The sequence below is a fragment of the Mycobacterium sp. shizuoka-1 genome, assembly GCF_002723835.1.
Taxonomy (GTDB): Bacteria; Actinomycetota; Actinomycetes; order Mycobacteriales; family Mycobacteriaceae; genus Mycobacterium.
Genome location: NZ_BEWG01000127.1, coordinates 44,369 through 67,325, shown reverse-complemented (window position 1 = coordinate 67,325; position 22,957 = coordinate 44,369). Strand labels below are relative to the sequence as shown.

26 protein-coding genes and 1 pseudogene are annotated in these 22,957 nt (G+C 68.4%); 19 read left to right on the top strand and 8 right to left on the bottom strand.

The window, feature by feature from the left end; translation table 11 throughout:
• From MSZK_RS30320 to MSZK_RS30300, 5 genes and pseudogenes are all read left to right on the top strand, one after another.
• Positions 1-276, top strand: a pseudogene (locus MSZK_RS30320) (hypothetical protein); the annotation flags it as partial.
• 129 nt (positions 277-405) lie between these two features.
• Complete coding sequence (locus tag MSZK_RS30315) at positions 406-1,341, top strand: Rossmann-like and DUF2520 domain-containing protein (protein ID WP_099252221.1); 936 nt, start codon at positions 406-408, stop codon at positions 1,339-1,341.
• Entirely contained in the window at positions 1,338-2,270 is a 933-nt protein-coding gene (gene panC, locus MSZK_RS30310) for a pantoate--beta-alanine ligase (RefSeq protein WP_099252220.1), read from the top strand. Before MSZK_RS30315 ends, panC begins: the two co-directional genes overlap by 4 nt.
• The gene (gene panD, locus MSZK_RS30305; RefSeq protein WP_099252219.1) at positions 2,270-2,686 is read left to right on the top strand and encodes an aspartate 1-decarboxylase; all 417 of its coding nucleotides are present in this window, start codon (positions 2,270-2,272) and stop codon (positions 2,684-2,686) included. The genes panC and panD overlap by 1 nt, the downstream gene beginning before the upstream one ends.
• A 2-nt stretch (positions 2,687-2,688) precedes the next feature.
• Positions 2,689-3,492 (top strand): type III pantothenate kinase, encoded by an 804-nt coding sequence (locus MSZK_RS30300; RefSeq protein ID WP_099252218.1) that lies wholly within the window; start codon positions 2,689-2,691, stop codon positions 3,490-3,492.
• Positions 3,493-3,546: 54 nt separating this feature from the next.
• On the opposite strand, the gene MSZK_RS30295 is transcribed toward MSZK_RS30300, so the two are convergent.
• A complete protein-coding gene (locus MSZK_RS30295) occupies positions 3,547-4,827 on the bottom strand; it encodes an alanine racemase (protein ID WP_099252217.1) in 1,281 nt (426 codons plus the stop codon).
• Between the two features lie 23 nt (positions 4,828-4,850).
• Between MSZK_RS30295 and lysS the strand changes: the two genes are divergently transcribed.
• The 7 genes from lysS (at position 4,851) to MSZK_RS30260 (ending at position 11,738) form a co-directional block, all read left to right on the top strand.
• Positions 4,851-6,374, top strand: coding sequence for a lysine--tRNA ligase (gene lysS, locus MSZK_RS30290; RefSeq protein ID WP_099252216.1), 1,524 nt, complete (start codon positions 4,851-4,853; stop codon positions 6,372-6,374).
• Positions 6,375-6,506: 132 nt separating this feature from the next.
• The gene (gene lsr2, locus MSZK_RS30285; RefSeq protein WP_099252215.1) at positions 6,507-6,848 is read left to right on the top strand and encodes a histone-like nucleoid-structuring protein Lsr2; all 342 of its coding nucleotides are present in this window, start codon (positions 6,507-6,509) and stop codon (positions 6,846-6,848) included.
• 269 nt (positions 6,849-7,117) lie between these two features.
• Entirely contained in the window at positions 7,118-9,646 is a 2,529-nt protein-coding gene (gene clpC1, locus MSZK_RS30280; protein ID WP_099252214.1) for an ATP-dependent protease ATP-binding subunit ClpC, read from the top strand.
• A gap of 73 nt (positions 9,647-9,719) precedes the next feature.
• Positions 9,720-10,088 (top strand): YbjQ family protein, encoded by a 369-nt coding sequence (locus tag MSZK_RS30275; protein WP_099252213.1) that lies wholly within the window; start codon positions 9,720-9,722, stop codon positions 10,086-10,088.
• A gap of 144 nt (positions 10,089-10,232) precedes the next feature.
• Positions 10,233-10,448 carry a CbtB-domain containing protein gene (locus tag MSZK_RS30270; RefSeq protein ID WP_099252228.1) on the top strand — a complete coding sequence of 72 codons (216 nt, stop codon included), beginning with the start codon at positions 10,233-10,235 and terminating at the stop codon, positions 10,446-10,448.
• A 13-nt stretch (positions 10,449-10,461) separates the two neighbouring features.
• Complete coding sequence (locus tag MSZK_RS30265; RefSeq protein ID WP_099252212.1) at positions 10,462-11,196, top strand: CbtA family protein; 735 nt, start codon at positions 10,462-10,464, stop codon at positions 11,194-11,196.
• Entirely contained in the window at positions 11,193-11,738 is a 546-nt protein-coding gene (locus tag MSZK_RS30260; RefSeq protein ID WP_099252211.1) for a histidine phosphatase family protein, read from the top strand. Before MSZK_RS30265 ends, MSZK_RS30260 begins: the two co-directional genes overlap by 4 nt.
• Here MSZK_RS30260 and MSZK_RS30255 read toward each other — a convergent pair.
• Positions 11,729-13,099 carry a serine hydrolase gene (locus MSZK_RS30255; protein ID WP_102869268.1) on the bottom strand — a complete coding sequence of 457 codons (1,371 nt, stop codon included), beginning with the start codon at positions 13,097-13,099 and terminating at the stop codon, positions 11,729-11,731. The genes MSZK_RS30260 and MSZK_RS30255 overlap by 10 nt on opposite strands.
• Positions 13,074-13,391, bottom strand: a complete 318-nt coding sequence (gene mhuD, locus MSZK_RS30250) for a mycobilin-forming heme oxygenase MhuD (protein WP_099252209.1) — start codon at positions 13,389-13,391, stop codon at positions 13,074-13,076. Before mhuD ends, MSZK_RS30255 begins: the two co-directional genes overlap by 26 nt.
• A 121-nt stretch (positions 13,392-13,512) precedes the next feature.
• Between mhuD and MSZK_RS30245 the strand changes: the two genes are divergently transcribed.
• Positions 13,513-14,220 (top strand): alpha/beta fold hydrolase, encoded by a 708-nt coding sequence (locus tag MSZK_RS30245; RefSeq protein WP_233211599.1) that lies wholly within the window; start codon positions 13,513-13,515, stop codon positions 14,218-14,220.
• On the opposite strand, the gene MSZK_RS30240 is transcribed toward MSZK_RS30245, so the two are convergent.
• Positions 14,194-14,391: a hypothetical protein gene (locus MSZK_RS30240; RefSeq protein ID WP_099252207.1), complete on the bottom strand. Its 198-nt coding sequence runs from the start codon at positions 14,389-14,391 to the stop codon at positions 14,194-14,196. The two genes, MSZK_RS30245 and MSZK_RS30240, sit on opposite strands and share 27 nt — an antisense overlap.
• Before the next feature lie 71 nt (positions 14,392-14,462).
• On the opposite strand from MSZK_RS30240, the gene MSZK_RS30235 reads away from it, so the two are divergent.
• Complete coding sequence (locus MSZK_RS30235; RefSeq protein ID WP_099252206.1) at positions 14,463-15,422, top strand: helix-turn-helix domain-containing protein; 960 nt, start codon at positions 14,463-14,465, stop codon at positions 15,420-15,422.
• Here MSZK_RS30235 and MSZK_RS30230 read toward each other — a convergent pair whose 3' ends face one another.
• Positions 15,423-16,307 carry an A/G-specific adenine glycosylase gene (locus MSZK_RS30230; RefSeq protein ID WP_199203548.1) on the bottom strand — a complete coding sequence of 295 codons (885 nt, stop codon included), beginning with the start codon at positions 16,305-16,307 and terminating at the stop codon, positions 15,423-15,425.
• Between the two features lie 37 nt (positions 16,308-16,344).
• On the opposite strand from MSZK_RS30230, the gene MSZK_RS30225 reads away from it, so the two are divergent.
• The gene (locus tag MSZK_RS30225) at positions 16,345-16,962 is read left to right on the top strand and encodes a carbonic anhydrase (RefSeq protein ID WP_099252204.1); all 618 of its coding nucleotides are present in this window, start codon (positions 16,345-16,347) and stop codon (positions 16,960-16,962) included.
• A gap of 80 nt (positions 16,963-17,042) precedes the next feature.
• Entirely contained in the window at positions 17,043-17,831 is a 789-nt protein-coding gene (locus MSZK_RS30220) for a hypothetical protein (RefSeq protein WP_199203547.1), read from the top strand.
• Here the strand turns inward: MSZK_RS30220 and disA are convergent.
• The 3 genes from disA to MSZK_RS30205 are packed head-to-tail and all read right to left on the bottom strand — an operon-like array spanning position 17,828 to position 20,997.
• Positions 17,828-18,937, bottom strand: a complete 1,110-nt coding sequence (disA, locus tag MSZK_RS30215) for a DNA integrity scanning diadenylate cyclase DisA (RefSeq protein WP_371411421.1) — start codon at positions 18,935-18,937, stop codon at positions 17,828-17,830. The two genes, MSZK_RS30220 and disA, sit on opposite strands and share 4 nt — an antisense overlap.
• Positions 18,934-20,382: a DNA repair protein RadA gene (gene radA / locus MSZK_RS30210; protein ID WP_099252201.1), complete on the bottom strand. Its 1,449-nt coding sequence runs from the start codon at positions 20,380-20,382 to the stop codon at positions 18,934-18,936. Before radA ends, disA begins: the two co-directional genes overlap by 4 nt.
• A gap of 60 nt (positions 20,383-20,442) precedes the next feature.
• Positions 20,443-20,997, bottom strand: a complete 555-nt coding sequence (locus tag MSZK_RS30205) for a hypothetical protein (RefSeq protein WP_099252200.1) — start codon at positions 20,995-20,997, stop codon at positions 20,443-20,445.
• A 292-nt stretch (positions 20,998-21,289) separates the two neighbouring features.
• On the opposite strand from MSZK_RS30205, the gene carD reads away from it, so the two are divergent.
• Genes carD through ispF form a run of 3 tightly spaced genes read left to right on the top strand, consistent with a single transcriptional unit; the run spans position 21,290 to position 22,955 of the window.
• Positions 21,290-21,778, top strand: a complete 489-nt coding sequence (gene carD / locus MSZK_RS30200; RefSeq protein WP_005138865.1) for an RNA polymerase-binding transcription factor CarD — start codon at positions 21,290-21,292, stop codon at positions 21,776-21,778.
• A 17-nt stretch (positions 21,779-21,795) separates the two neighbouring features.
• Positions 21,796-22,458, top strand: a complete 663-nt coding sequence (gene ispD, locus MSZK_RS30195) for a 2-C-methyl-D-erythritol 4-phosphate cytidylyltransferase (RefSeq protein ID WP_099252199.1) — start codon at positions 21,796-21,798, stop codon at positions 22,456-22,458.
• Positions 22,455-22,955: a 2-C-methyl-D-erythritol 2,4-cyclodiphosphate synthase gene (ispF, locus tag MSZK_RS30190; RefSeq protein ID WP_099252198.1), complete on the top strand. Its 501-nt coding sequence runs from the start codon at positions 22,455-22,457 to the stop codon at positions 22,953-22,955. Before ispD ends, ispF begins: the two co-directional genes overlap by 4 nt.
• The last annotated feature ends 2 nt before the right edge of the window (positions 22,956-22,957 follow it).

Genomic DNA, 22,957 nt, shown 5'->3' with positions numbered 1-22,957 from the left:
GAACCCCAACCTCAGCCGCGACCCGAACCGGTCATGCAGCCGCCGCCCGAACCCGCCCCCCGCTCCCGGCATGCGGTCGACGGATCCGGTCCCGGCCAGCCGGCCATGACCGCCCCGCCGCCGGCCCGGCATCGCGGCGAGGAAGACGAGGAACCCCGCCGCCGGGCCCGCGACGGTGAGCAGACCGGCGGCCAGTCGGTCGCCGACCTGCTGGCCCGGCTGCAGGCCAACGGCAGTTCCACCGGTGGTGGCCGCCGGCGCCGGCGCGAGGACTGAGCCCCGAACCGTCGGCACCCGCCTGGCCGGGATCCGGCCGCGGCGGCCGGGTTAGAGTTGTCGGGACCGTCCGGTACCTGACACAGGACCGGAACGAACACACTCATTGACGTCAGCGAGGTCGTCTACGTGGGGACCCCCAGCGGCTTGCGCCCGGCCCGCCTGAAGGTCGGCATCGTCTCGGCCGGTCGCGTCGGCACCGCGCTCGGTGTCGCGCTGGAACGGGCCGAGCACGTGGTGGTGGCCTGCAGTGCGATCTCGACGGCGTCGCGTCGGCTCGCCGAGCGGCGGCTCCCCGACACCGAGATCCTGCCGGTTCCCGACGTCGCCGACCGGGCTGAGCTGCTGCTGCTGACCGTGCCGGACGCCGAGTTGCCCGGCCTGGTCAACGGCCTTGCCGCCACCGCAGCGGTACGGCGCGGAACCATCGTCGTGCACACCTCGGGCGCCAACGGTGTCGCGATCTTGCGCCCGCTGGCCGAGCAGGGCTGCGTGCCGCTGGCCATCCACCCGGCGATGACGTTCACCGGCGCCGACGAGGACATCGCGCGACTGTCCGACAGCTGCTTCGGGGTCACCGCCGCCGACGAGATCGGGTACGCGATAGCCCAGTCGCTGGTGCTGGAGATCGGCGGGGAGCCGTTCGGGGTCCCCGAGGGGGCGCGCACGCTCTACCACGCGGCCCTGGCCCATGCCAGCAACCACATCGTCACGGTGGTCGCCGATGCGCTGGACGCACTGCGCAGCGCCCTGTCCGGTCAGGAGTTGCTGGGCCAGGAACTCGTGGTGCAGGCCCCAGGCGGGCTGGCGGAACGGATCGTCGGCCCGCTGGCCCGGGCGGCTCTGGAGAACACCCTGCAGCGCGGTCAGGCCGCCCTGACCGGTCCGGTGGCGCGCGGCGACGCCGCCGCCGTCGCCGGCCACCTGGCTGCTCTCGATCACGTGGATTCTCAACTGGCGCAAGCCTATTGCGCAAACTCGCTGCGCACCGCCCAGCGTGCGCACGCTCCCAAGGAGGTTTTTGAGGTGTTGGCCGACTGGTCCGGGCAAGGGCGGCAACGATGAGCGCGGGCCCGCAGTTCACCGCCGGACAGCTCAACGTGTATCCGACGCCGAAGACGGTGTCCGACGTCACCCGCGCGCTGCGGCACACGGGCCGCCGGGTGATGCTGGTGCCCACCATGGGTGCGCTGCACGACGGGCACCTGGCGCTGGTGCGCGCCGCCAAGCGCGTGCCCGGCGCGGTGGTCGTGGTGTCGATCTTCGTCAATCCCTTGCAGTTCGGGCCCAGTGAAGATCTCGACGCCTACCCGCGCACGCTTGATTCCGACCTGGAGCTGCTGGGTGCCGAAGGTGTCGAGGTGGTGTTCGCACCGACCGTGTCGGCGATGTATCCCGACGGCCCGCGCACCACGGTGCATCCCGGGCCGTTGGGCGCGCAGCTTGAAGGCGCTTCGCGACCAGGACATTTCGCCGGAATGCTGACCGTGGTGTGCAAGCTGCTGCAGATCGTGGCGCCGGATCGGGCGTTCTTCGGCGAGAAGGACTATCAGCAGCTGGTGTTGATCCGGCAGATGGTCGACGACCTCAACATCGACGTGCGTGTCGTCGGCGTGCCGATCGTACGGGAGTCGGACGGCGTGGCCATGTCCTCGCGCAACCGCTACCTCAGTCTCGAGGAACGCGAACAGGCAACCGCGCTGTCCTCGGCGCTGCTGGCCGGCATGTATGCCGCTGCCGGCGGCGCGAGTTCGGCACTGGACGCCGCGCGGGCGGTGCTCGACGAGGTACCGGCGATCGAGGTCGACTACCTGGAGGTCCGCGGGCCGCGGTTGGAGCCCGCCCCGGCCTACGGCCCAGCCCGGCTGCTGGTCGCCGCCCGGCTGGGCACCACCCGGCTGTTGGACAACATCGCCGTCGACCTGTCGACCGACACCGCCCCGCCAGGAGCGGACGGCAATGGTGACCATCCCGAAATCACTTGGAGGAACTGATGTTCCGGACAATGCTGAAGTCCAAGATTCACCGTGCCACGGTGACGCACGCCGACCTGCACTATGTCGGTTCGGTGACCGTGGACGCCGATCTGATGGAGGCCGCCGACCTGCTCGAGGGTGAGCAGGTGACGATCGTCGACATCGATAACGGTGCGCGTCTGGAAACCTATGTGATCACCGGGCAACGCGGCACGGGAGTGATCGGGATCAACGGTGCGGCTGCCCATCTGGTTCACCCGGGGGATCTGGTCATCCTGATCGCCTACGGCGTGATGGAGGACGCGCAGGCCCGGGCCTACCGGCCGCGGGTGGTGTTCGTCGACGCCGACAACCGCCAGATCGACCTGGGAGACGATCCGGCGTACGTGCCCGAAGACGTCACCGGTCTGCTGTCACCGCGGACGGTGGGCTAGCCGTGCTGCTGGCCATCGACGTCCGCAACACGCACACTGTCGTCGGGCTGATCTCCGGATCAGGTGATCACGCAAAGGTGACCCAGCACTGGCGAATTCGCACCGAGCCAGAGGTCACCGCCGACGAACTGGCGCTCACCATCGAGGGCCTGATCGGCGACGACTCCGAGCGGCTGACCGGCGCGACCGGGCTGTCCACCGTGCCCTCGGTGATGCACGAGGTCCGGATCATGCTCGACCAGTACTGGCCCTCGGTGCCGCACGTGCTGATCGAGCCGGGCGTGCGCACCGGCATCCCGCTTCTGGTCGACAATCCCAAGGAGGTCGGCGCCGACCGGATCGTCAACTGCCTGGCGGCCTACGCCAAGTACTCGTCGGCGGCCATCGTGGTCGATTTCGGCTCGTCGATCTGTGTCGACGTGGTTTCGGCCAAGGGCGAATTCCTCGGCGGGGCAATCGCTCCCGGTGTCCAGGTGTCCTCGGATGCGGCCGCCGCGCGCTCGGCGGCATTGCGCCGCGTGGAGCTGACTCGGCCGCGATCGGTGGTCGGCAAGAACACGGTGGAGTGCATGCAGTCGGGTGCGCTGTTCGGATTCGCCGGCCTGGTGGACGGATTGGTGAATCGCATCCGCGAGGACGTCGACGGGTTCGCCGGCTCCGACGTGGCCGTCGTCGCCACCGGGCACTCCGCGCCGCTGATGCTGCCTGACCTGCACACCGTGTCGCACTACGATCAGTACCTGACTCTCGACGGGTTGCGGATGGTCTACGAGCGCAACCGCGACAACCAGCGCCGCACCCGCTGACAGGGATTTCGGCGCGTTTTCGTTCGCGCAGCGGCGGTTTGCGCGCCGAAATCGCTAGAAGAACGTTCGCACCAGCTCGATCACCCTGCCGCGCTCGTCGAGCACCGGGATCAGCTGCCACTTGTCGAACACCGTGCACGGATGCGACACCCCGAACGCGATCCAGCTGCCGACGTCGACGACCCGCTGCGCCGACGGTGTCAACTCCAGGAACGCGTGCTGATCGTTGAGCTTGACGACCCGGCACCCCGCCAGGCAGTGGTCGGACCACTTTCCGTTGAGCAGAATTCGTTGCGGCACAGGGAGATCCTGATCGAAGGACACGTCGCGGCGGCCCATCGTCAGTAACGCCAGCCCCGGCTCCGGGCGCGAGCACACCTGCGCCCACACCGCCATCGCCGCCACGAATCCGCCGGGTCCGGCGCCGGGCCTGGTCAGCGGCGAGGTGCGCAGATACAGCCCGTCGTCGTTGGTCAGGTAGGCGCCGCTACGCAGGACGGTACGCCAGTCGCCGGTCAGGGTCTGCGCCACCAGGTCGAAATGCGTACTGCCACCCGCAGTCACGACCATGTCGGGCACCTCGCACGACGGAGCCAGCCGGTCGGCCACCGCGCGCATCCACAGCAGATACTCGCGCACCCGCTCGACACCGGCGGCCGACACGTCGTGGCCCAGTGCCGCCTCGTAGCCGGCCACCCCGGCCAGTCGCAGCCGCGGGCTGGCGAGAACGGCAGCGGTCACCGCGTCGATCGTGGCGTCGTCCCGGCAGCCGGTGCGGGTGCCCGGCGCGCCGACCTCGACGCAGACGTCGACGTGACGCCGGGCACCGGCGTTGTGCAGCGCCTCGGTCATCAGTGCCACCCCGCGCACCGAGTCCACCCAGCAGATCAGCCGGAACTCGGGGCAGGTGTCGAGCTCGGCGGCCAGCCAGGTCAGTCCCGCGGAGTCGACCAGCTCGTTGGCCAGCACCACCTCGCGGACCCCGAACGCCCGATAGGTGCGTACCTGACTGATCGTGGCCGCCGTCACCGCGGTTGCGCCCGCGGCGAACTGCCGGCCCAGCAGCTGCGGCGACATGTGCGTCTTGCCGTGCGGGGCGAGCTCGACGCCGCGGCGCGCACACCAGCGCGCCATCGTGGACAGGTTGTGGCTCAGCGCGGCGGCGGACAGCACGCACACCGGTCCCAGCGGTCCGGCGGCGACCAGATCGGGGGTGTCGGCACAGATCTGCGCCGGGGTGCGGCCCGACCACGCGACGGGCAGACCCTTGAATCGCCAGTCCACCGGGTCGTCGCCCAGCGCGGCCACCGCCGCCGCGTTTAGGAGCGAGGTCATGACCTCATTTAAGCTGGCACGTCGTGAGCTCTGCAGATACTCCGGATACCGACCACGCGGGCGCCGACGCCGTCCCCGAACAGTTCCGGATTCGCCAGGGCAAGCGCGAGGCCCTGCTCGCCGACGGAAAAGACCCCTACCCGGTCGCGGTGCCGCGCACCCATTCGCTGGCCGAGATCCGGGCGGCCTATCCGGATCTGGAAGCCGACGCCGCCACCGGGGACACCGTGGGTGTCACCGGCCGGGTGGTGTTCGCCCGGAACTCGGGCAAGCTGTGTTTTGCCACGTTGCAGGAAGGCGACGGCACCCAGCTGCAGGCCATGATCAGCCTGGCCGGAGTGGGCGAGGAGGCGCTGGAGGCCTGGAAGACCGAGGTCGACCTCGGCGACATCGTGTTCGTACACGGCGAGGTGATCAGCTCGCGGCGCGGCGAGCTGTCGGTGTTGGCCGACTCCTGGTTGATGGCCAGCAAGGCGCTGCGCCCGCTGCCCGTCGCACACAAGGAGATGAGCGAGGAGTCCCGGGTCCGGCAGCGCTACGTCGACCTGATCGTGCGCCCCCAGGCCCGGTCGGTGGCTCGGCAGCGCATCGCCGTCGTGCGGGCCGTGCGCCATGCGCTGGAACGCCGCGGGTTCCTCGAAGTCGAGACCCCGATGCTGCAGACGCTGGCCGGCGGTGCGGCCGCGCGGCCGTTCGTCACCCACTCCAACGCGCTGGACGCCGACTTGTACCTGCGGATCGCGCCGGAGTTGTTCCTCAAGCGGTGTGTGGTGGGTGGCTTGGAGAAGGTTTTCGAGCTGAATCGGAACTTCCGAAACGAAGGCGCCGATTCGACGCATTCACCGGAATTTTCCATGCTCGAGACTTATCAGGCTTGGGGAACGTATGACGATTCGGCGATCGTCACCCGCGAAGTTATTCAAGAAGTGGCGGATGAGGCGATCGGAACCCGGCAAGTGCCATTGCCGGATGGCTCAATCTATGACCTCGACGGTGAATGGCCGTCGATTCAAATGTACCCGTCGCTGTCGCAAGCTCTCGGTGAAGAGATCACTCCCGACACATCTTTGGATTACTTACTCGCGATTGCCGACCGGTTGGATCTGGAGATCCCGCGCGACCGTGGCTACGGGCACGGGAAGCTCGTCGAAGAGCTGTGGGAGCACATAGTCGGTGACACGTTGTGGGCTCCGACATTCGTCAAGGATTTTCCGGTCGAGACCACACCGCTGACCCGGCAGCACCGCAGTATTCCTGGTGTGACGGAGAAGTGGGATCTGTACGTGCGCGGAGTCGAGTTGGCGACCGGATACTCCGAACTCGTCGACCCGATCGTGCAGCGTGAGCGGTTCGAGGCCCAGGCACGGGCGGCGGCGGCCGGGGATGACGAGGCGATGGCCCTCGACGAGGATTTCCTCGCGGCGATGGAATACGGGATGCCACCGACCACCGGAACAGGAATGGGCATCGATCGCCTGCTGATGGTTCTCACCGGGTTGTCAATTCGGGAAACGGTTTTGTTCCCGATTGTTCGCCGACACGGCTGAAGTGCGCCGATCCAATCCTTGTTGAATGACGTGTGCGCGTGTGGCACATTGGTGGCACAGTGTTGAGTCGCACAGCAGGCAGGACGTCTTACTGGCGGTTGTTGTGCGCAGGCTTAAGGATTCAGTGAGGCAATGGCCAAGAAAGTTACCGTCACTCTTGTCGATGATTTCGACGGGGCAGGCGCCGCGGATGAAACGGTCGAATTCGCGCTCGACGGTGTGAGCTATGAGATCGATCTCTCTGCAAAGAATGCTCAGAAACTTCGCAACGATCTCAAGCAGTGGGTCGAGGCCAGTCGCCGCGTCGGCGGCCGTCGTCGCGGCCGCTCGGGCCCGGCCGGCCGAGGCCGAGCCTCCATCGACCGAGAGCAGAGTGCGGCGATCCGGGACTGGGCCCGTCGCAACGGACACAAGGTGTCCACCCGGGGCCGCATCCCGGCCGACATCATCGACGCCTTCCACGCCGCGACGTAGGGCCTGGCGGAGGGCCCTACGGCGGCCCGTTCAGCCCCTTCACCACCGCCGCGCCGCGCGATCAGCCGCGTTCGCTCGCGGCGAATCGCTGGGCGTTCGATACCGGAAACGTTTCGTTGGCCTGCCGCGTTGGTGTGTTTAGTCCGCACCGCAGCAGACGCGGTATGGGTGGCAAGGGAGGACGCCTCCCGAGGCCGCCATTAGAGTGGACGACAGGTACGTGGTGACTACCGCTGTACCTAATCGTGATGGAGAGCAGGTAACCGACGATGTTCGAGAGATTTACCGACCGTGCCCGCAGGGTCGTCGTCCTGGCCCAAGAAGAAGCCCGGATGCTCAACCACAACTACATCGGCACCGAGCACATCCTGCTGGGCCTTATTCATGAGGGTGAAGGCGTAGCCGCCAAGTCGCTGGAGTCGCTGGGCATCTCACTTGAGGGCGTCCGCAGCCAGGTCGAGGAGATCATCGGCCAGGGCCAGCAGGCCCCGTCCGGGCACATCCCGTTCACCCCCCGCGCCAAGAAGGTGCTCGAGCTGAGCCTGCGCGAGGCGCTGCAGCTCGGCCACAACTACATCGGCACCGAGCACATCCTGCTCGGCCTGATCCGTGAGGGTGAAGGTGTGGCCGCCCAGGTGCTGGTGAAGCTGGGCGCCGAGCTGACCCGCGTGCGCCAGCAGGTCATCCAGCTGCTGAGCGGCTACCAGGGCAAGGAGACCGCGGAAGCCGGCACCGGCGGCCGCGGCGGCGAGTCCGGTAACCCGTCGACGTCGCTGGTGCTCGACCAGTTCGGCCGCAACCTGACCGCTGCCGCCATGGAGGGCAAGCTCGACCCGGTCATCGGCCGCGAGAAGGAAATCGAGCGGGTGATGCAGGTGCTGAGCCGGCGCACCAAGAACAACCCGGTGCTGATCGGCGAGCCCGGCGTCGGCAAGACCGCCGTCGTGGAGGGCCTGGCCCAGGCGATCGTGCACGGCGAGGTCCCCGAGACGCTGAAGGACAAGCAGCTCTACACCCTTGACCTCGGGTCGCTGGTGGCCGGCAGCCGGTACCGCGGTGACTTCGAGGAACGCCTGAAGAAGGTGCTCAAGGAGATCAACACCCGCGGCGACATCATCCTGTTCATCGACGAGCTGCACACGCTCGTCGGCGCGGGTGCCGCCGAGGGCGCGATCGACGCGGCGTCGATCCTCAAGCCGAAGCTGGCCCGCGGCGAGCTGCAGACGATCGGTGCCACCACCCTCGACGAGTACCGCAAGTACATCGAGAAGGACGCCGCCCTGGAGCGCCGGTTCCAGCCGGTCCAGGTCGGTGAGCCGACGGTGGCGCACACCATCGAGATCCTCAAGGGTCTGCGCGACCGCTACGAGGCGCACCACCGAGTGTCGATCACCGACGCCGCGATGGTCGCGGCGGCCACCCTGGCCGACCGCTACATCAACGACCGGTTCCTGCCGGACAAGGCGATCGACCTGATCGACGAGGCGGGCGCCCGGATGCGGATCCGCCGGATGACCGCTCCGCCAGACCTGCGCGAGTTCGACGAGAAGATCGCCGACGCGCGCCGGGAGAAGGAGTCCGCGATCGACGCGCAGGACTTCGAGAAGGCGGCGAACCTGCGCGATCGGGAGAAGCAGCTGGTCGCCCAGCGCGCCGAGCGTGAAAAGCAGTGGCGCTCAGGTGATCTCGATGTCGTGGCGGAAGTCGACGACGAGCAGATCGCCGAGGTTCTCGGCAACTGGACCGGTATCCCGGTGTTCAAGCTGACCGAGGAGGAGACCACTCGGCTGCTGCGGATGGAAGACGAGCTGCACAAGCGGATCATCGGTCAGGAGGACGCCGTCAAGGCCGTCTCCAAGGCGATCCGGCGTACCCGCGCCGGCCTCAAGGACCCCAAGCGCCCGTCCGGCTCGTTCATCTTCGCCGGCCCGTCCGGTGTCGGTAAGACCGAGCTGTCCAAGGCGCTGGCGGAGTTCCTGTTCGGCGACGACGACGCGCTCATCCAGATCGACATGGGCGAGTTCCACGACCGCTTCACCGCGTCGCGGTTGTTCGGTGCCCCGCCCGGATACGTCGGCTACGAGGAGGGCGGCCAGCTCACCGAGAAGGTCCGGCGCAAGCCGTTCTCGGTGGTGTTGTTCGACGAGATCGAGAAGGCTCACCAGGAGATCTACAACACCCTGTTGCAGGTCCTCGAGGACGGCCGTCTGACCGACGGCCAGGGCCGCACGGTCGACTTCAAGAACACCGTGCTGATCTTCACCTCGAACCTGGGCACCTCCGACATCAGCAAGGCGGTCGGTCTCGGCTTCACCCAGGGTGGCGGCGAGAACAACTACGAGCGGATGAAGCAGAAGGTCAACGACGAGCTGAAGAAGCACTTCCGTCCGGAGTTCCTCAACCGCATCGACGACATCATCGTGTTCCACCAGCTGACTCAGGACGAGATCATCCAGATGGTCGACCTGATGGTGGGCCGGGTCTCCAAGCAGCTCAAGACCAAGGACATGGAGATGGAGCTGACCGACAAGGCCAAGGCCCTGTTGGCCAAGCGCGGGTTCGACCCGGTGTTGGGTGCCCGGCCGTTGCGCCGGACCATCCAGCGCGAGATCGAGGACGCCCTGAGCGAGAAGATCCTCTTCGACGAGGTCGGCCCGGGGCAGCTGGTGACCGTCGACGTGGAGAACTGGGACGGCGAAGGTCAGGGCGAGGACGCCAGGTTCACCTTCACCGGTGGACCCAAGCGTGCCGTGCCCGCCGAGGCGGACCTGGCCAACGCAGGCACCGCCAGCGAGTAGACGCGTGACGAAAAGACCCCCGACGAACGTCGGGGGTCTTTTCGTATTCACGATGAATCTCTAGTCTCACCACATGCTTGTGGTCACCACCAACGACATCCCCGGCTGGGAGATCCAGCGGGTGTGCGGCGAGGTCTTCGGTCTCACCGTGCGATCGCGCAATGCCTTCTCGCAGATGGGCGCGGGCTTCAAGAGCATGTTCGGCGGCGAGCTCCAGGGCATGACCAAGAACCTCGCCGAGAGCCGCAACGAGGCGATGAGCCGGTTGATGAACGAGGCACGCAACCGCGGCGGCAACGCCATCGTCGGGATGCGCTTCGACACCACCGAGCTCGGCGATGTCTGGACCGAGATCTGTGCCTACGGCACCGCCGTGCAAGCCGTGCCGGTCACCGAGGCTGCGAAGTACACCGCGCAGCAGCTGGGTTACGGCGGCAGCTGACCCCGCACGGGTATAGCATCCTCGGAGTAAGGACGAGTCGAGGAATCTGGTGAAATTCCAGAACGGTCGCGCCACTGTTGACAGTCAGACCTGACACTCGTCATGGTTCACATGCGGGACGCGCAGCTCCCCGGAAGGACACCGATGACTACTCCGCACACGCACTCGGGCCGCTCTCGCGCGGTCGATCTGTCGGCCGCCAAAGCCGTCGCCTGGCTCTCGCTGACCGCGTTTTTCGCGCTGCTGGTCCTCTACTTCGTCGGCGTCGACCAGGGCGCCACCTCGGTGTTCGGCGACAACATGTACATCCACGAATTCGTGCATGACGCCCGCCATCTGCTCGGCTTCCCCTGCCACTGAGCGATCCGGCCCCGTGGAAAAGTCAATAATCTGGCGCGGCATCCTGGCCGGCGCCCTCGGCGGTGTGCTCGCCTTCGTGTTCGCGAAAATCTTCACCGAGCCGGTGATCGACCGTGCGATCGGTTTCGAGGACGAGATGGCGCACTCCCACGGTGAGCACGAGCACGGCGTCGAACTGTTCACCCGTGGAGTGCAGGGCAACATCGGCATGGGCTTCGGCGTCTTCGCGTTCGCGGTCGCGATGGGCGCCTTGCTGGCGGTGGTGTTTGCGGTGGTCTATGGCCGGGTCGGCGAAACCGCGCCGCGGCAACTGGCGATGCGGGTCGCCGGGTCGATGCTGCTGTGCCTGTATGTGGTTCCGGCGCTGAAGTATCCGCCCAACCCGCCGGCGGCCAGCCTCGAGGAGACGATCCGGCAGCGCACCCTGCTGTATGTGCTGATGGTGGTGCTGTCGGCGGCGCTGTTCGTCGCCGCGGTGCTGGTGCGGCGCAGGCTCGCCCAGCGGTTGGACGGCTGGAACGCGACGCTGATCGCGGCCGGCGGCTACGTCGTCGCGATTGCGGTGGTGATGGTCGCGCTGCCGGCGATCGACGAGACCCCCGAACATTTCCCGGCCGATCTGCTCTACGAGTTCCGGCTCTACTCGCTGGGCACCCAGGTGGTCATGTGGGCGACGATCGGCGCGGTGTTCGCCGCCCTGATGCACCGGCTGCTCGGCAGTCCGGACCGGGAGACCATCGCTGCGTGAGTGAGGTCGTCCGGCTGACGCTGGTGTCGCACGCCATGACCGACGCCATGGCAGCCGGACGATTCCCGGTCGACGAGGAGCTGAACGCGCTGGGGCGTCGCCAGCTCGACGGGCTCGAGATCGGTGCCGCCGACACAGTGTTGTGCGGCCCGGAGGTCAGGGCCCGTCAGAGCGCCGCGGCATTCGGGCTGGCGGCCCGCACCGACATCCGCCTGGCCGACCTGGACTGCGGCGGCTGGCGCGGTAAGGGGCTGGACACCGTGCCGCCCGATCAGCTCACGCGGTGGCTCACCGATCCCGACAGCCGTCCGCACGGCGGGGAGTCGATCGTCGATCTTCTGGCCCGGGTGCGGGGGTGGCTGGCCGATGTCGGCCGCGCGCCGGGTCCGATCGTGGCCGTGACTCATCCCGCGGTGATCCGTGCGGCGATCCTCAGCGCTCTCGACGCGCCGCCGAAGTCGTTCTGGCGCATCGACGTTGCGCCCGCAAGCCGAACTGTCCTGCACTTTCGGGCAGCGGTGTGGACCCTGCGTCAGCGATAGCGGGGTAGCAGGCCGAACACCTGCTTGATGATCATCATCACCCAGCCGCCGGCGGTCGCGCTGTGGAAGCGGGGCCAGTTGAGCTGGAAGCTGACCACCCACGCCTGGCCGGTCCGATCGACGGCATACCAGCTGAATGTCATATCGCCGGGCAGGTTCCCCGCTTTGGCGCCGATGTAGGGCCACTCGGCAGGATCCAGATCGATGCCTGCGGTTTCGGACATCACGTCTTTCACCGCCGCCGCGGGCCCAACAGCATTGTGCTGCAGGGCCGCATGCACGCGACAGATGTCCTCAGCGCTGCCATACCACTCAGCGCCGTAGGCCGAGCCGGGAGAGTGGGAACGCATCGGGTCAGGGTCGTACGGCCGAGAATCCGCGTCGTGCAACAGTTTCGCGCGGTCCTGTGCGACGGCGGCGGTCTTCCAGTTCTCCCGCACATCGGGGTTCCCCCAGCCGATCGCGAACAGCTCGCGCATGGTGGGGAACGGGGTCATGCTCGCCGGGTCGTGGTGGCCTGCGCTGACGAGTGCCTCTTCGATGGCGTGCGTGCCCAGCCGCCCGATCAACAGATCAGTGGCCATGTTGTCGCTCGTGGCAATCATCTTGCCCGCGGCTTCGCGCACCGTTATCTGCGAGCCGGGCGGCAGCTTGTCGAAGCCCGAGGTGCCGAGTTTCTTGCCCTCGGCGGTGATCGTGAGTTTGTCGTCCCACCTCAATGTGCCTGCGGTGACGGCAGTTTCCACCGCGTACAGCACGTAGGTCTTGAAAATCGAAGCCAATGGCAAAGATTCGGACGTGTTGGTTCCGGCGATCTTCTCACAGCGGCCGTCGTTCACCTTGGACACCTGCCACGAATAGCGGGCCCCGGTGCGGCTCAGCACGGTGTCGACGTCCTGCCACGATTCGATCGTGGGCTTCTCGGTGGTGACGACGAACCGGCTGACGAAGGTGTCGTCGGCGATGCGCAGGTCGATGTCCTGGCGGGCGCCGTAGGAGGTCAGCAGGTGCAGAGTTGCCACGTTGGCGCCGATGTCCGCTCCGGCCAGGGTGTAGGGGCGGTCCCACCACAGCGAGTCCATGCTGGTGGCGACCGGGTCCACCATCTCGGGTGTGGCCAGCGTCTTGACGCTCGCCGGCCCGATCGGCCAGTCCGAGTTCAGCATGTCCATGACCTGCTTGGCCCGCACTGCGGTGGGGGTGTTGAGGTCGATGCGGACCCCCGCGCCGGCGTTGGCCGGCGGCGCGGGTGCCGGTGCGCAGCTGGTTGCCAGGGCGGCGGCGGAGGCGATCACGGTGGCCAGGGCGACCGCGGTCCGGCGCACCCGGCGCGCGCTAACCCTTGTCGCCGGTCCCGGCAACGTCCAACACAACCTCGAACTCGAGCAGATGGGCACCCTTGGCCACCGGGTTTGCCCGTTCACCGGCATGCGCGTGGATCGCCGGACCGGATGCCCACGCCTGGAAGGCCTCTTCGGATTCCCAGGTGGTCACCACGAAATAGCGGTCCTCGCCCTTGACCGGCCGTAGCAATTGGAAGCCGAGGAATCCCGGCTGGTTGTCGACGGCGTGGGCGCGGTTGGCAAACCGCTTCTCCAGCTCGGGGCCGGCACCCGGTGGAATCTCGATTGCGTTGATCTTCACCACGGACATGGCGCAAGGCTACCGCGCCGGCCGGAGGTGATGGCCGACCACGCAAGATGAATCGGTGAGTACCGAATCGCTGACGCATCGGGGCGGCACCGGCCGGCCGCTGGTGCTGGTGCACGGCCTGATGGGCCGCGGCACCACGTGGTCGCGGCAGGTGCCGTGGCTGACCCGGTTCGGGTCGGTCTACACCTATGACGCGCCGTGGCATCGCGGCCGCGAGGTCGAGGACTCCGCCCCCGTGAGCACCGAGCGGTTCGTTGCCGATCTCGGCGACGCGGTCGCCGGGCTGCGCCGTCCGGCGGTGTTGGTCGGGCACTCGATGGGTGGTCTGCATTCCTGGTGTCTGGCCGCGCAGCGGCCCGATCTGGTGAGCGCGCTGGTGGTCGAGGACATGGCTCCGGATTTCGTCGGCCGTACGACCGGTCCATGGGAGCCCTGGGTGCACGCGTTGCCGGTCGAATACTCCACTGCCGATGAGGTTCTCGGCGAGTTCGGGCCGATCGCAGGACGCTACTTCCTGGAGGCCTTCGACCGTACCGCGACCGGCTGGCGGCTGCACGGACAGCCCGCTCGATGGGTGGAGATCGCCGCGCAGTGGGGGACCCGGGACTACTGGCAGCAGTGGCGGGCGGTGCGCGTTCCGGTGTTGCTGATCGAGGCCGGCGACTCGGTGTCGCCGCCTGGGCAGATGCGCCGGATGGCCGAGCTGGCCGGACCGTCTGCGCGCTACGTCCACGTGCCGGGCGCGGGCCATCTGGTCCATGACGACGCCCCCGATCGCTACCGGGACGCCGTCGAGGCCTTCCTAACGGCGCTCCCCGAGGGCGCCTGACGACGGCCACGTCGGGTATTGCTCGAACCGCGAGCGCACCGCGTCGAGGTCGTGATGGATCCGGCGTGCGTCGGCGTCATCGGCGAAGAGCGGACCGACCATCGGAGCGCTCACCCGGAATTGATCGCTATGCAGCCGGAGTTTGTGCAGGAATGCGGATAGTGCAGACATGGCAGTAATGTTTCGGCAGATTAGATCCTGCCAACAGTGGCAGTACTGACCCTGTCAGATAAGATTCTGCCATGCCGTTGAAGAGTGTCTCGGCGCTGGTCCTCGACGGGCTGGCGGTGTTCGAGTTCGGGGTCATCTGCGAGGTCTTCGGCATCGACCGGTCCGCCGACGGGGTGCCGAACTTCGATTTCAAGGTCTGCGGTCCCACGCCCGGTGAGCCGCTGCGCACCAGCGTGGGAGCGCACCTGGTGCCCGATCACGGCCTCGATGCCTTGATCGGTGCCGACGTGGTGGCGGTGGCGGCGGTCACCGGCCCCGTCGAGGCCTACCCGCCGGAGGTGCTGGCGGCGCTGCGGGCCGCCCACGCCGCCGGCTCGACGATCCTGACCGTGTGCTCCGGCGCCTTCGTCGCGGGGGAGGCTGGTCTGCTCGACGGGCGCCGCTGCACGACGCACTGGATGCACGCCGACGACCTCGCTCAGCGCTACCCGACGGCGATCATCGACCGCAACGTGCTCTTCGTCGACGATGGCGACCTGGTGACCAGCGCGGGCACCGCCGCCGGTATCGACGCGAGCCTGCACCTGGTCCGCCGCGAACTCGGCAGCACGGTCACCAACATCATCGCCCGGCGAATGGTCGTGCCCCCGCAACGCGACGGCGGTCAGCGGCAGTACATCGAGCAGCCGATCCCGGCTCGATGCTCGGAAGGCTTTGCCCCTCAACTAGATTGGATACTGTCCAACCTCGACAAGCCGCACACCGTGGCCAGCCTGGCCCGCCGGGCCAACATGTCGGCGCGCACCTTCGCCCGCAGGTTCGTCGAGGAGGCCGGCACCACCCCTATGCAGTGGGTCACCGATCAGCGGGTGCTCTACGCGCGCCGGATGCTCGAAGAGACCGACCTCGACGTCGACCGCATCGCCGAGCGGGCCGGCTTCGGCACCGCCACCCTGCTGCGCCACCACTTCCGGCGGATCGTGGGCGTCACACCGTCGGACTACCGGCGTCGCTTCGCCCGCTCGGCGTGATCAGGGCGCTCGCTCGCCCTCTCCGCACAGCGCGAACCGGCCGTCTGCGGTCTGCTCCACCAAACCGTCCACCAGCAGCGAATCCAAGGCGCGATCGCGCTGCGCGGTGTCGGTCAGCCACACCACGTCCAGCTGGGCGCGCGGTACGGGCGCCGAACTGGCCCGCAGCACATCCAGCAACCGGCCGCGCACCTGCCGGTCGGTGCCCGCATAACGCTGCGCCCGCCGCGGCGCGGTGGTGGCCGCCGGGTGCCCGGCGGCTCGCCACGCGCAGAAGCTCAGCGGGCAGATCCCGCACTTGGGCGATCGGGCCGTGCACACGGTGGCGCCGAGCTCCATCAGCGCAGCCGAGAACACCGGCGCGGTGTCGTCATCGGGTAGCAGGGCGGCCACGTCGGCGAGGTCGCGAGTGGCCGACGGGTTACCCGCGTCGGCCAGCCCGTGTATCGCGCGGGCGACCACCCGGCGGACGTTGGTGTCCACCACCGGCACGCTCTGCTGATAGGCGAAACAGGCCACGGCCCGGGCGGTGTAGGCGCCGATGCCGGGCAGGGTCAGTAACACCTCGACGTCGTCGGGCACCTGATCGGCGTGGTCGGTGGCGATCGCGATCGCACACTCGTGCAGCCGCTTGGCTCGCCGCGGATAGCCCAACTTGCCCCAGGCCCGCAGCACGTCCGCGGCACTGGCGGCGGCCGTCGCCGAGGGCGTCGGCCAGCGGGCCACCCAATCCAGCCAGATCGGCGCCACCCGGGCGACCGGGGTCTGCTGCAGCATGAACTCGCTGACCAGGATCTGCCACGCCGTCACGTCCGGTTCGCGCCACGGCAGGTCGCGGCGGGCACGGGAGTACCAGTCGACGAGCTCGGCACTAATGGAACTCATGTCATCCCTGGGCCGGCGACAAGGCACAATGTGTGCCATGCCGAATACCAGCCCCGTAACCGCTTGGAAGGCACTCAAGGAGGGTAACGAGCGATTCGTCGCCGGCCGGCCCGAGCATCCCAGTCAGAGCATCGAGGACCGCGCCCGGCTGGCCGCAGGGCAGACGCCGACCGCGGTCATCTTCGGCTGTGCCGACAGCCGGGTCGCCGCCGAGATCATCTTCGATCAGGGCCTGGGCGACATGTTCGTCGTGCGCACCGCCGGTCACGTCATCGATTCCGCGGTGCTCGGCTCCATCGAATACGCGGTCACCGTGCTCAACGTGCCGCTGATCGCGGTCCTCGGTCACGACAGCTGCGGCGCGGTCAAGGCCACGCTGTCGGCTCTTGACGACGGCGCCGTGCCGGGCGGGTATGTCCGCGACGTCGTCGAGCGTGTGACGCCGTCCATCCTGGTCGGCCGGCGTGAGGGGCTGTCCCGCGTCGACGAGTTCGAGGCCCGCCACGTGATCGAGACCGGGACGCAGCTGCTGGCCCGGTCCACCGCGATCGCCGAACGGGTCGCCGCCGGAAACCTGGCGATCGTCGGCCTGACCTATCACCTCGCCGACGGCAAGGTTGTGCTGCGCGAACACCTCGGCGACATCGGCGAATAACCACTTTTTCAGCTAGCGAACAAGGCGACACGCCGGGCAGGGTCGAACAACTCGCGGTGACCTGGCCTTACCGTGAGAACGTGCTGGATCTCGAACCGCGTGGACCTCTTCCCTCGCAAATCTATTGGCGACGCCGTGGCCTCGCGATCGGCATCGTCGCGGTCGTCGTCGCGATCGTTGTCGGAGTGGCCTTCGTGATCTTCAGCGGCAGCTCCGACAACAAGAGCGCCGTGACGACCACCGCCGCGGCCCAACCCCAGAATCCGCAGCCGGAGAACAGGGCTCCCGTCGTCGCACCGCCGCCACCGGCCTCGGGACCGGTCGCGCCGTCGGCCACCCCGACCGAGGCCGTGATGCCGCCGCCGGTGCTCAAGGAGGGCGACGACTGCCCGGATTCCAACCTGGCGGTCAAGGGCATCACCAACCAGCCGCAGTACGTCATCGGCGATCAGCCGAAGTTCACCATGGTGGTGACCAACATCGGCCTGGTGGCCTGCAAGCGTGACGTGGGAGCGGCCGTGCTCGCCGCCTACGTGTACTCGCTGGACGGCAAGCGGCTGTGGTCCAACCTGGACTGCGCGCCCTCCAACGAGACGCTGGTCAAGACGTTCAACCCGGGCGAGCAGGTGACCACCGAGGTGACCTGGACCGGAATGGGCTCGGCACCGCAGTGCCCGCTGCCGCGCCAGCCGATCGGCCCGGGCACCTACAACCTCGTGGTCCAGCTGGGCAACCTGCGGTCGTCGTCGGTGCCGTTCATCCTGGCCGACGCGCCGCCGCCGGGTGCGGTTCCGCCCGCGGGCGATCAGCCGCCCGCGGCGCCCGGCCAGGGTGAGGCCCTGCCGCCGGCGCCGGCTCCGGCCGGCTAGACCAGTCGGTCGGCGATCGTCGACTCGGCCAGCTGGGACAGACCCTCGCGGACGTGCCGCGCCCACATCGCGCCGATGCCCTCGACGGACTGCAGGTCGGTGGCGCTCGCTGCCAGCAGGCCCTGGAGCGAGCCGAAGCGGCGCACCAGCAGGTCGACGTGCGCGAACTGTAGCCGCGGGATGCCCGCCATCGCCCGATAGCCGCGGGCACTGAGCGCCGAATCCTGCGCCTCGGCCGTCGAGGGATAGCCGAACACCCGTGACAGCGCGGTGAAGTCGAGCAGTTCGGTGTCCGACAGCGAGTCCAGTTCAGCCAGGGTCGACGCCACCTGAGCCTTGGACGGTGCATCCGGGTTGGCGTGGTAGTCGCGCACGATCAGCTCACGGGCGGTGTCGTTGCCGCCGAGCAGCTCCTCGAGCTGCAGCCGTAACTGCCGGCCGTCGGTGCCGAGTTCGACTGCGTCGTAGTCGATTTCGAGTCCGATGCGGCGCACCATCTCCAATCGCTGCACCACGGTCATGACGTCGCGCAGCGTGACGAAATCCTCGATCTCCGCGGTGGACAGCTGCCGGGACACCTCGTCGAGGCGGGCCTTGTAGCGCTCCAGGGTCGCGATCGCCTGATTGGCCCGCGACAAGATGGTGGCCGAGTCGGCGACCACGTGCCGTTCGCCCGCTACGTAGACGGTGACGATGCTCATCGAGTGACTCACCGAGATCACCGGGTAGCCGGTCTGGATGGCCGCGCGTTCCGCCGAACGGTGCCGGGTGCCGGACTCGTCGGTCGGGATCGTCGGATCCGGCACCAGCTGCACATTGGCCCGCACGATCCGGCTGCCATCGGTGGACAGCACCACGGCGCCGTCCATCTTCGACAGCTCCCGCAGCCGGGTGGGTGCGAAGCGAACGTCGAGGGAGAACCCGCCGTCGCAGATCGCCTCGACCCGCTCGTCGTAGCCCAGCAGGATCAAGGCGCCGGTCCGGCCGCGCAGAATGCGCTCCAAGCCGTCGCGCAGGGCGGTGCCCGGCGCCAGCCGCCCGATGGTCTCGCGCAGCGTGGCGCCCGTCGGCTGCGCCGAGCCGTTCGTCCGGTTGACGGTGCTCACAGCCACTTATTGTCCACCCCGTCGAGGTCGTTACCGGACCCGTCCCGCCGAAGCTGGGTCACGACGTTGTCGTAGGGCCGTTTCGCGATCGACAGCATCGAGCGCAGCGCGTCGCCGATGGTGGCCGATTCGATGGCCTTGAAGCCCTTGGGCACCGCGCCGCAGCCGACCGGTACCAGCGCCTCGGTGAAGCCCAGCCGGGCCGCCTCGGCCAGCCGGCGGTCCATCCCGGTGACCCGGCGCAGGTCCCCGGCCAGCCCCACCTCGCCGATCACCACGGTGGACGCGGGCAGTGGCAGGTCGGCGTAGGCCGAGGCCATCGCCATCGCGACCGCCAGGTCTGACGACGGGTCGGTCAACCGCATCCCGCCGACGGTCGACAGGTAGATGTCGGTGGCGCTGACCTTGAGACCGGCTCGGCGCTCCAGCACGGCAGCGATCATCGCGGCGCGCGAACTGTCCACCCCGCTGACCGCACGCCGCTGGGGAGCGTTCTCGGGCCGGTAGGCCAGCAGGGCCTGGATCTCGCCGATCAGCGGGCGTTTGCCGTCCAGAGCCACGGTGACCGCGGTGCCGGAAACCGGGTTGGGGCGCTCGTCGAGGAAGAGCCCGGACGGATCGGACACGCCTTCGATGCCGCTGTCGTGCAACTGGAAACAGCCGACCTCGTCGGACGCGCCGAACCGGTTCTTCACCCCGCGGACCATCCGAAGGGTCGAGTTGCGGTCGCCCTCGAAGTGCAGCACCACGTCCACCAGGTGCTCCAGTGATCGCGGCCCGGCGATCGCCCCGTCCTTGGTGACGTGGCCGACCAGCACCAGGGCCACCCCGCTGGCCTTGGCCGCGGCGGTCAAGGCCGTGGTCACCGCGCGCACCTGTGTCACCCCGCCGACCACGCCGTCGGTGTCTCCGGCCGTCATCGTCTGGACCGAGTCGACCACCACGAGGCTGGGCTGTACCGCCTCGATGTGGCCGAGCACGGTGTGCACATCGGATTCCGCAGCCAGGAACACCTCGTCGTGGGTGCAGCCGGTGCGCTGGGCGCGCATCCGGATCTGGCCGGCCGACTCCTCCCCGGAGACGTAGAGGGCACGCCGGCCGGACTGTGCCCACCGGTGGACCACCTCCAACAGCAGGGTCGACTTGCCGACGCCGGGATCGCCGGCCAGCAGGCTCACCGAGCCGGGCACCACGCCGCCACCGAGCACCCGGTCGAGCTCGCCGACTCCGGTGGCGAAGTGGCGGGTGCGGTCGGGATCGATGGAACTGATCGGCACGGCGGGGGAGGACGGCACCACGATGCGCTGCGCTCCACCGACGCCGGCGGGTACGCCGGCGACCTCGTCGACCGTGCCCCAGGTGCCGCACTCCGGGCAGCGACCGACCCATTTGGCCGTGACGTGCCGACATTCCGAACAGCGGTACTGCGAACGCGCCTTGGCCACGCCGTGACGCTATCGGCTGGGTGTGACAGATCGGCGGATCAGGCCCGCCGTGTCAGCAGGCTAGTGGTGGCCGCCGACCGGGTCGCCGTCCTGGCGCGGTGCGCCGCCGGCCGAGATCGGTACCTCGACGGTGGTCTGACCGGCCTTGTCGAAGGCGAAGGTGAACTTGTAGGTCAGGCCGTTGGTGATCGGCTCGTCCAGCGTGACCTCGGCTTTGGTCTGCGTGGCGCTGCCCATCGGGGCGACCTCGTCCTGGCCGTCGGCGCTGCCGACGATCAGCGAGCTGGCCGCCGGGATCGCGGTGGGCCCGGTGAGCGCGACCGAGCCGACGTCGGAGCTGACGCTGAGCAGCTTGTCGTCGACGTCGGGCGAGGTGTTTGCCGCCACGAAGATCAGTTCGACCGCGCGGCCGGGCTTCAGGTAGTCACCGGTCTGCACGGCCTGGATGTGCACGTTGCGTAGAGCGATGTTGGCGACGTTCGCAGTGGCGCCGTTGACAGCCGACTCCTGGTCGGCGGTCTGCGAGATCTGGCCCGAGCCGCAGCCGGTCAGGATCAGCCCGCAGGCGGCCAGGCCGGCGGATGCGGCGACGAGGCGATTCGTCAAGCGGTTCACAACAGCCTCCTGCTCGGCCTGTGGCTACGGCAGCGTCGCCGCCGCGGTTCGACTATGCAGAGTAGTAGGTAGTGCGGCGCGGCGGTAGCTGAGGGTTCCCCGCGCGGTGACAAAGCCGCCCGGGGGCCTCGATCCGAGGGTGTGCTGGGGCTTGCGCGCGGCGTTGGTGTTGCACGCTTTCGTCACCATGTCAACCCCCACTCTTCACCTCCGATGCCCCTGACCTGCATCGTTGTTCCGCACGCTGTCGGCCCCCGTGCTAACATTGGTCTGTGAAAGGGGCTCGAAACTGATGATTTTCAAGGTCGGAGACACCGTTGTCTATCCACACCACGGTGCTGCATTGATCGAAGCGATCGAAACCCGGACCATCAAAGGCGAACAGAAGGAATACCTCGTCTTGAAGGTCGCCCAGGGAGACCTGACCGTTCGAGTTCCAGCGGAGAACGCCGAGTACGTCGGCGTCCGTGACGTTGTCGGGCAGGAGGGCTTGGACAAGGTGTTCCAGGTTCTGCGCGCCCCGCACACCGAAGAGCCGACCAACTGGTCGCGCCGGTACAAGGCCAATCTCGAGAAGCTGGCGTCGGGTGACGTCAACAAGGTCGCCGAGGTCGTCCGTGACCTGTGGCGCCGGGATCAGGAGCGCGGCCTGTCGGCGGGTGAGAAGCGCATGCTGGCCAAGGCTCGGCAGATCCTCGTGGGTGAGCTGGCCCTGGCCGAGAACACCGACGACGAGAAGGCGACGATCATTCTCGACGAGGCGCTGGCCGCCGCCTCCTGACTGCCCTGAGGGGTTCGGTGTCGGACACGGTCGCGGTTGTCACGGCCGCTGGATCCGGTGAACGGCTGCGCGCGGGAATTCCCAAAGCATTCGTGGAGCTCGGTGGGCGAACGATGCTCGAACGCGCCGTCGACGGACTGTTGGCCTCCGGCGTCGTGGATCGAGTGGTGGTCGCGACGCCGGCCGATCGTGTCGACGACACCAGCGCCCTGCTCGCCGGTCGCGCCACGGTCGTCGAGGGCGGTGCGGAACGTCCCGAAACCGTCCGCCGTGCGCTGGAGGCTGTCGGCGAACCGGAATTCGTCTTGGTCCACGACGCCGCCCGGCCCCTGACGCCGGTCGAACAGATCCAGCGGGTGGTCGCCGCCCTGCGGGACGGGCTGCGTGCGGTCATCCCGGTCGTTCCGGTCATCGACACCGTCAAAGCCGTGGACGCCAACGGGGTGGTGCTCGGCACGCCGGAGCGATCCGGGCTGCGCGCTGTGCAGACCCCGCAGGGGTTCGAGACCGCGCTGTTGCGCCGGGCCTACGAGCGCGCCGGCGGGGCCACCGTGACCGACGACGCCGCACTGGTGGAGAACCTGGGTACCCCGGTGCACACCGTCGAGGGCGACACCATGGCTTTCAAGATCACCACCCCGCTCGATCTGCGGCTGGCACGGGCGCTGCTGGACGCATGACGATTCCCCGGGTCGGGCTGGGTACCGACGTCCATCCGATCGAGGCCGGTCGGCCCTGCTGGCTGCTGGGCCTGTTGTTCGACGGCGCGGACGGTTGCTCCGGGCACTCCGACGGCGACGTCGCGGTGCACGCGCTGTGCGACGCGCTGCTCTCGGCGACGGGTCTGGGGGATCTGGGTACGGTGTTCGGCGTTGATCAGCCGCAGTGGCGTGGGGTGACCGGCGCGCAGATGCTGGCGCATGTGCGGGAGCTGATCGCCGGCGCCGGGTACACGGTCGGAAACGCGGCCGTCCAGGTCATCGCCAACCGGCCGAAGATCGGCCCACGCCGGGACGAGGCTGCGCGGGTGCTGTCCGACCTGTTGGGCGCCCCGGTGTCGGTGTCGGCGACCACGACCGACGGGCTCGGGCTGACCGGTCGCGGCGAGGGAATGGCGGCCGTCGCCACCGCACTGGTGGTCGCCGGATCAGCCTCGGTGCCAAAGAACCCCGAATAGGC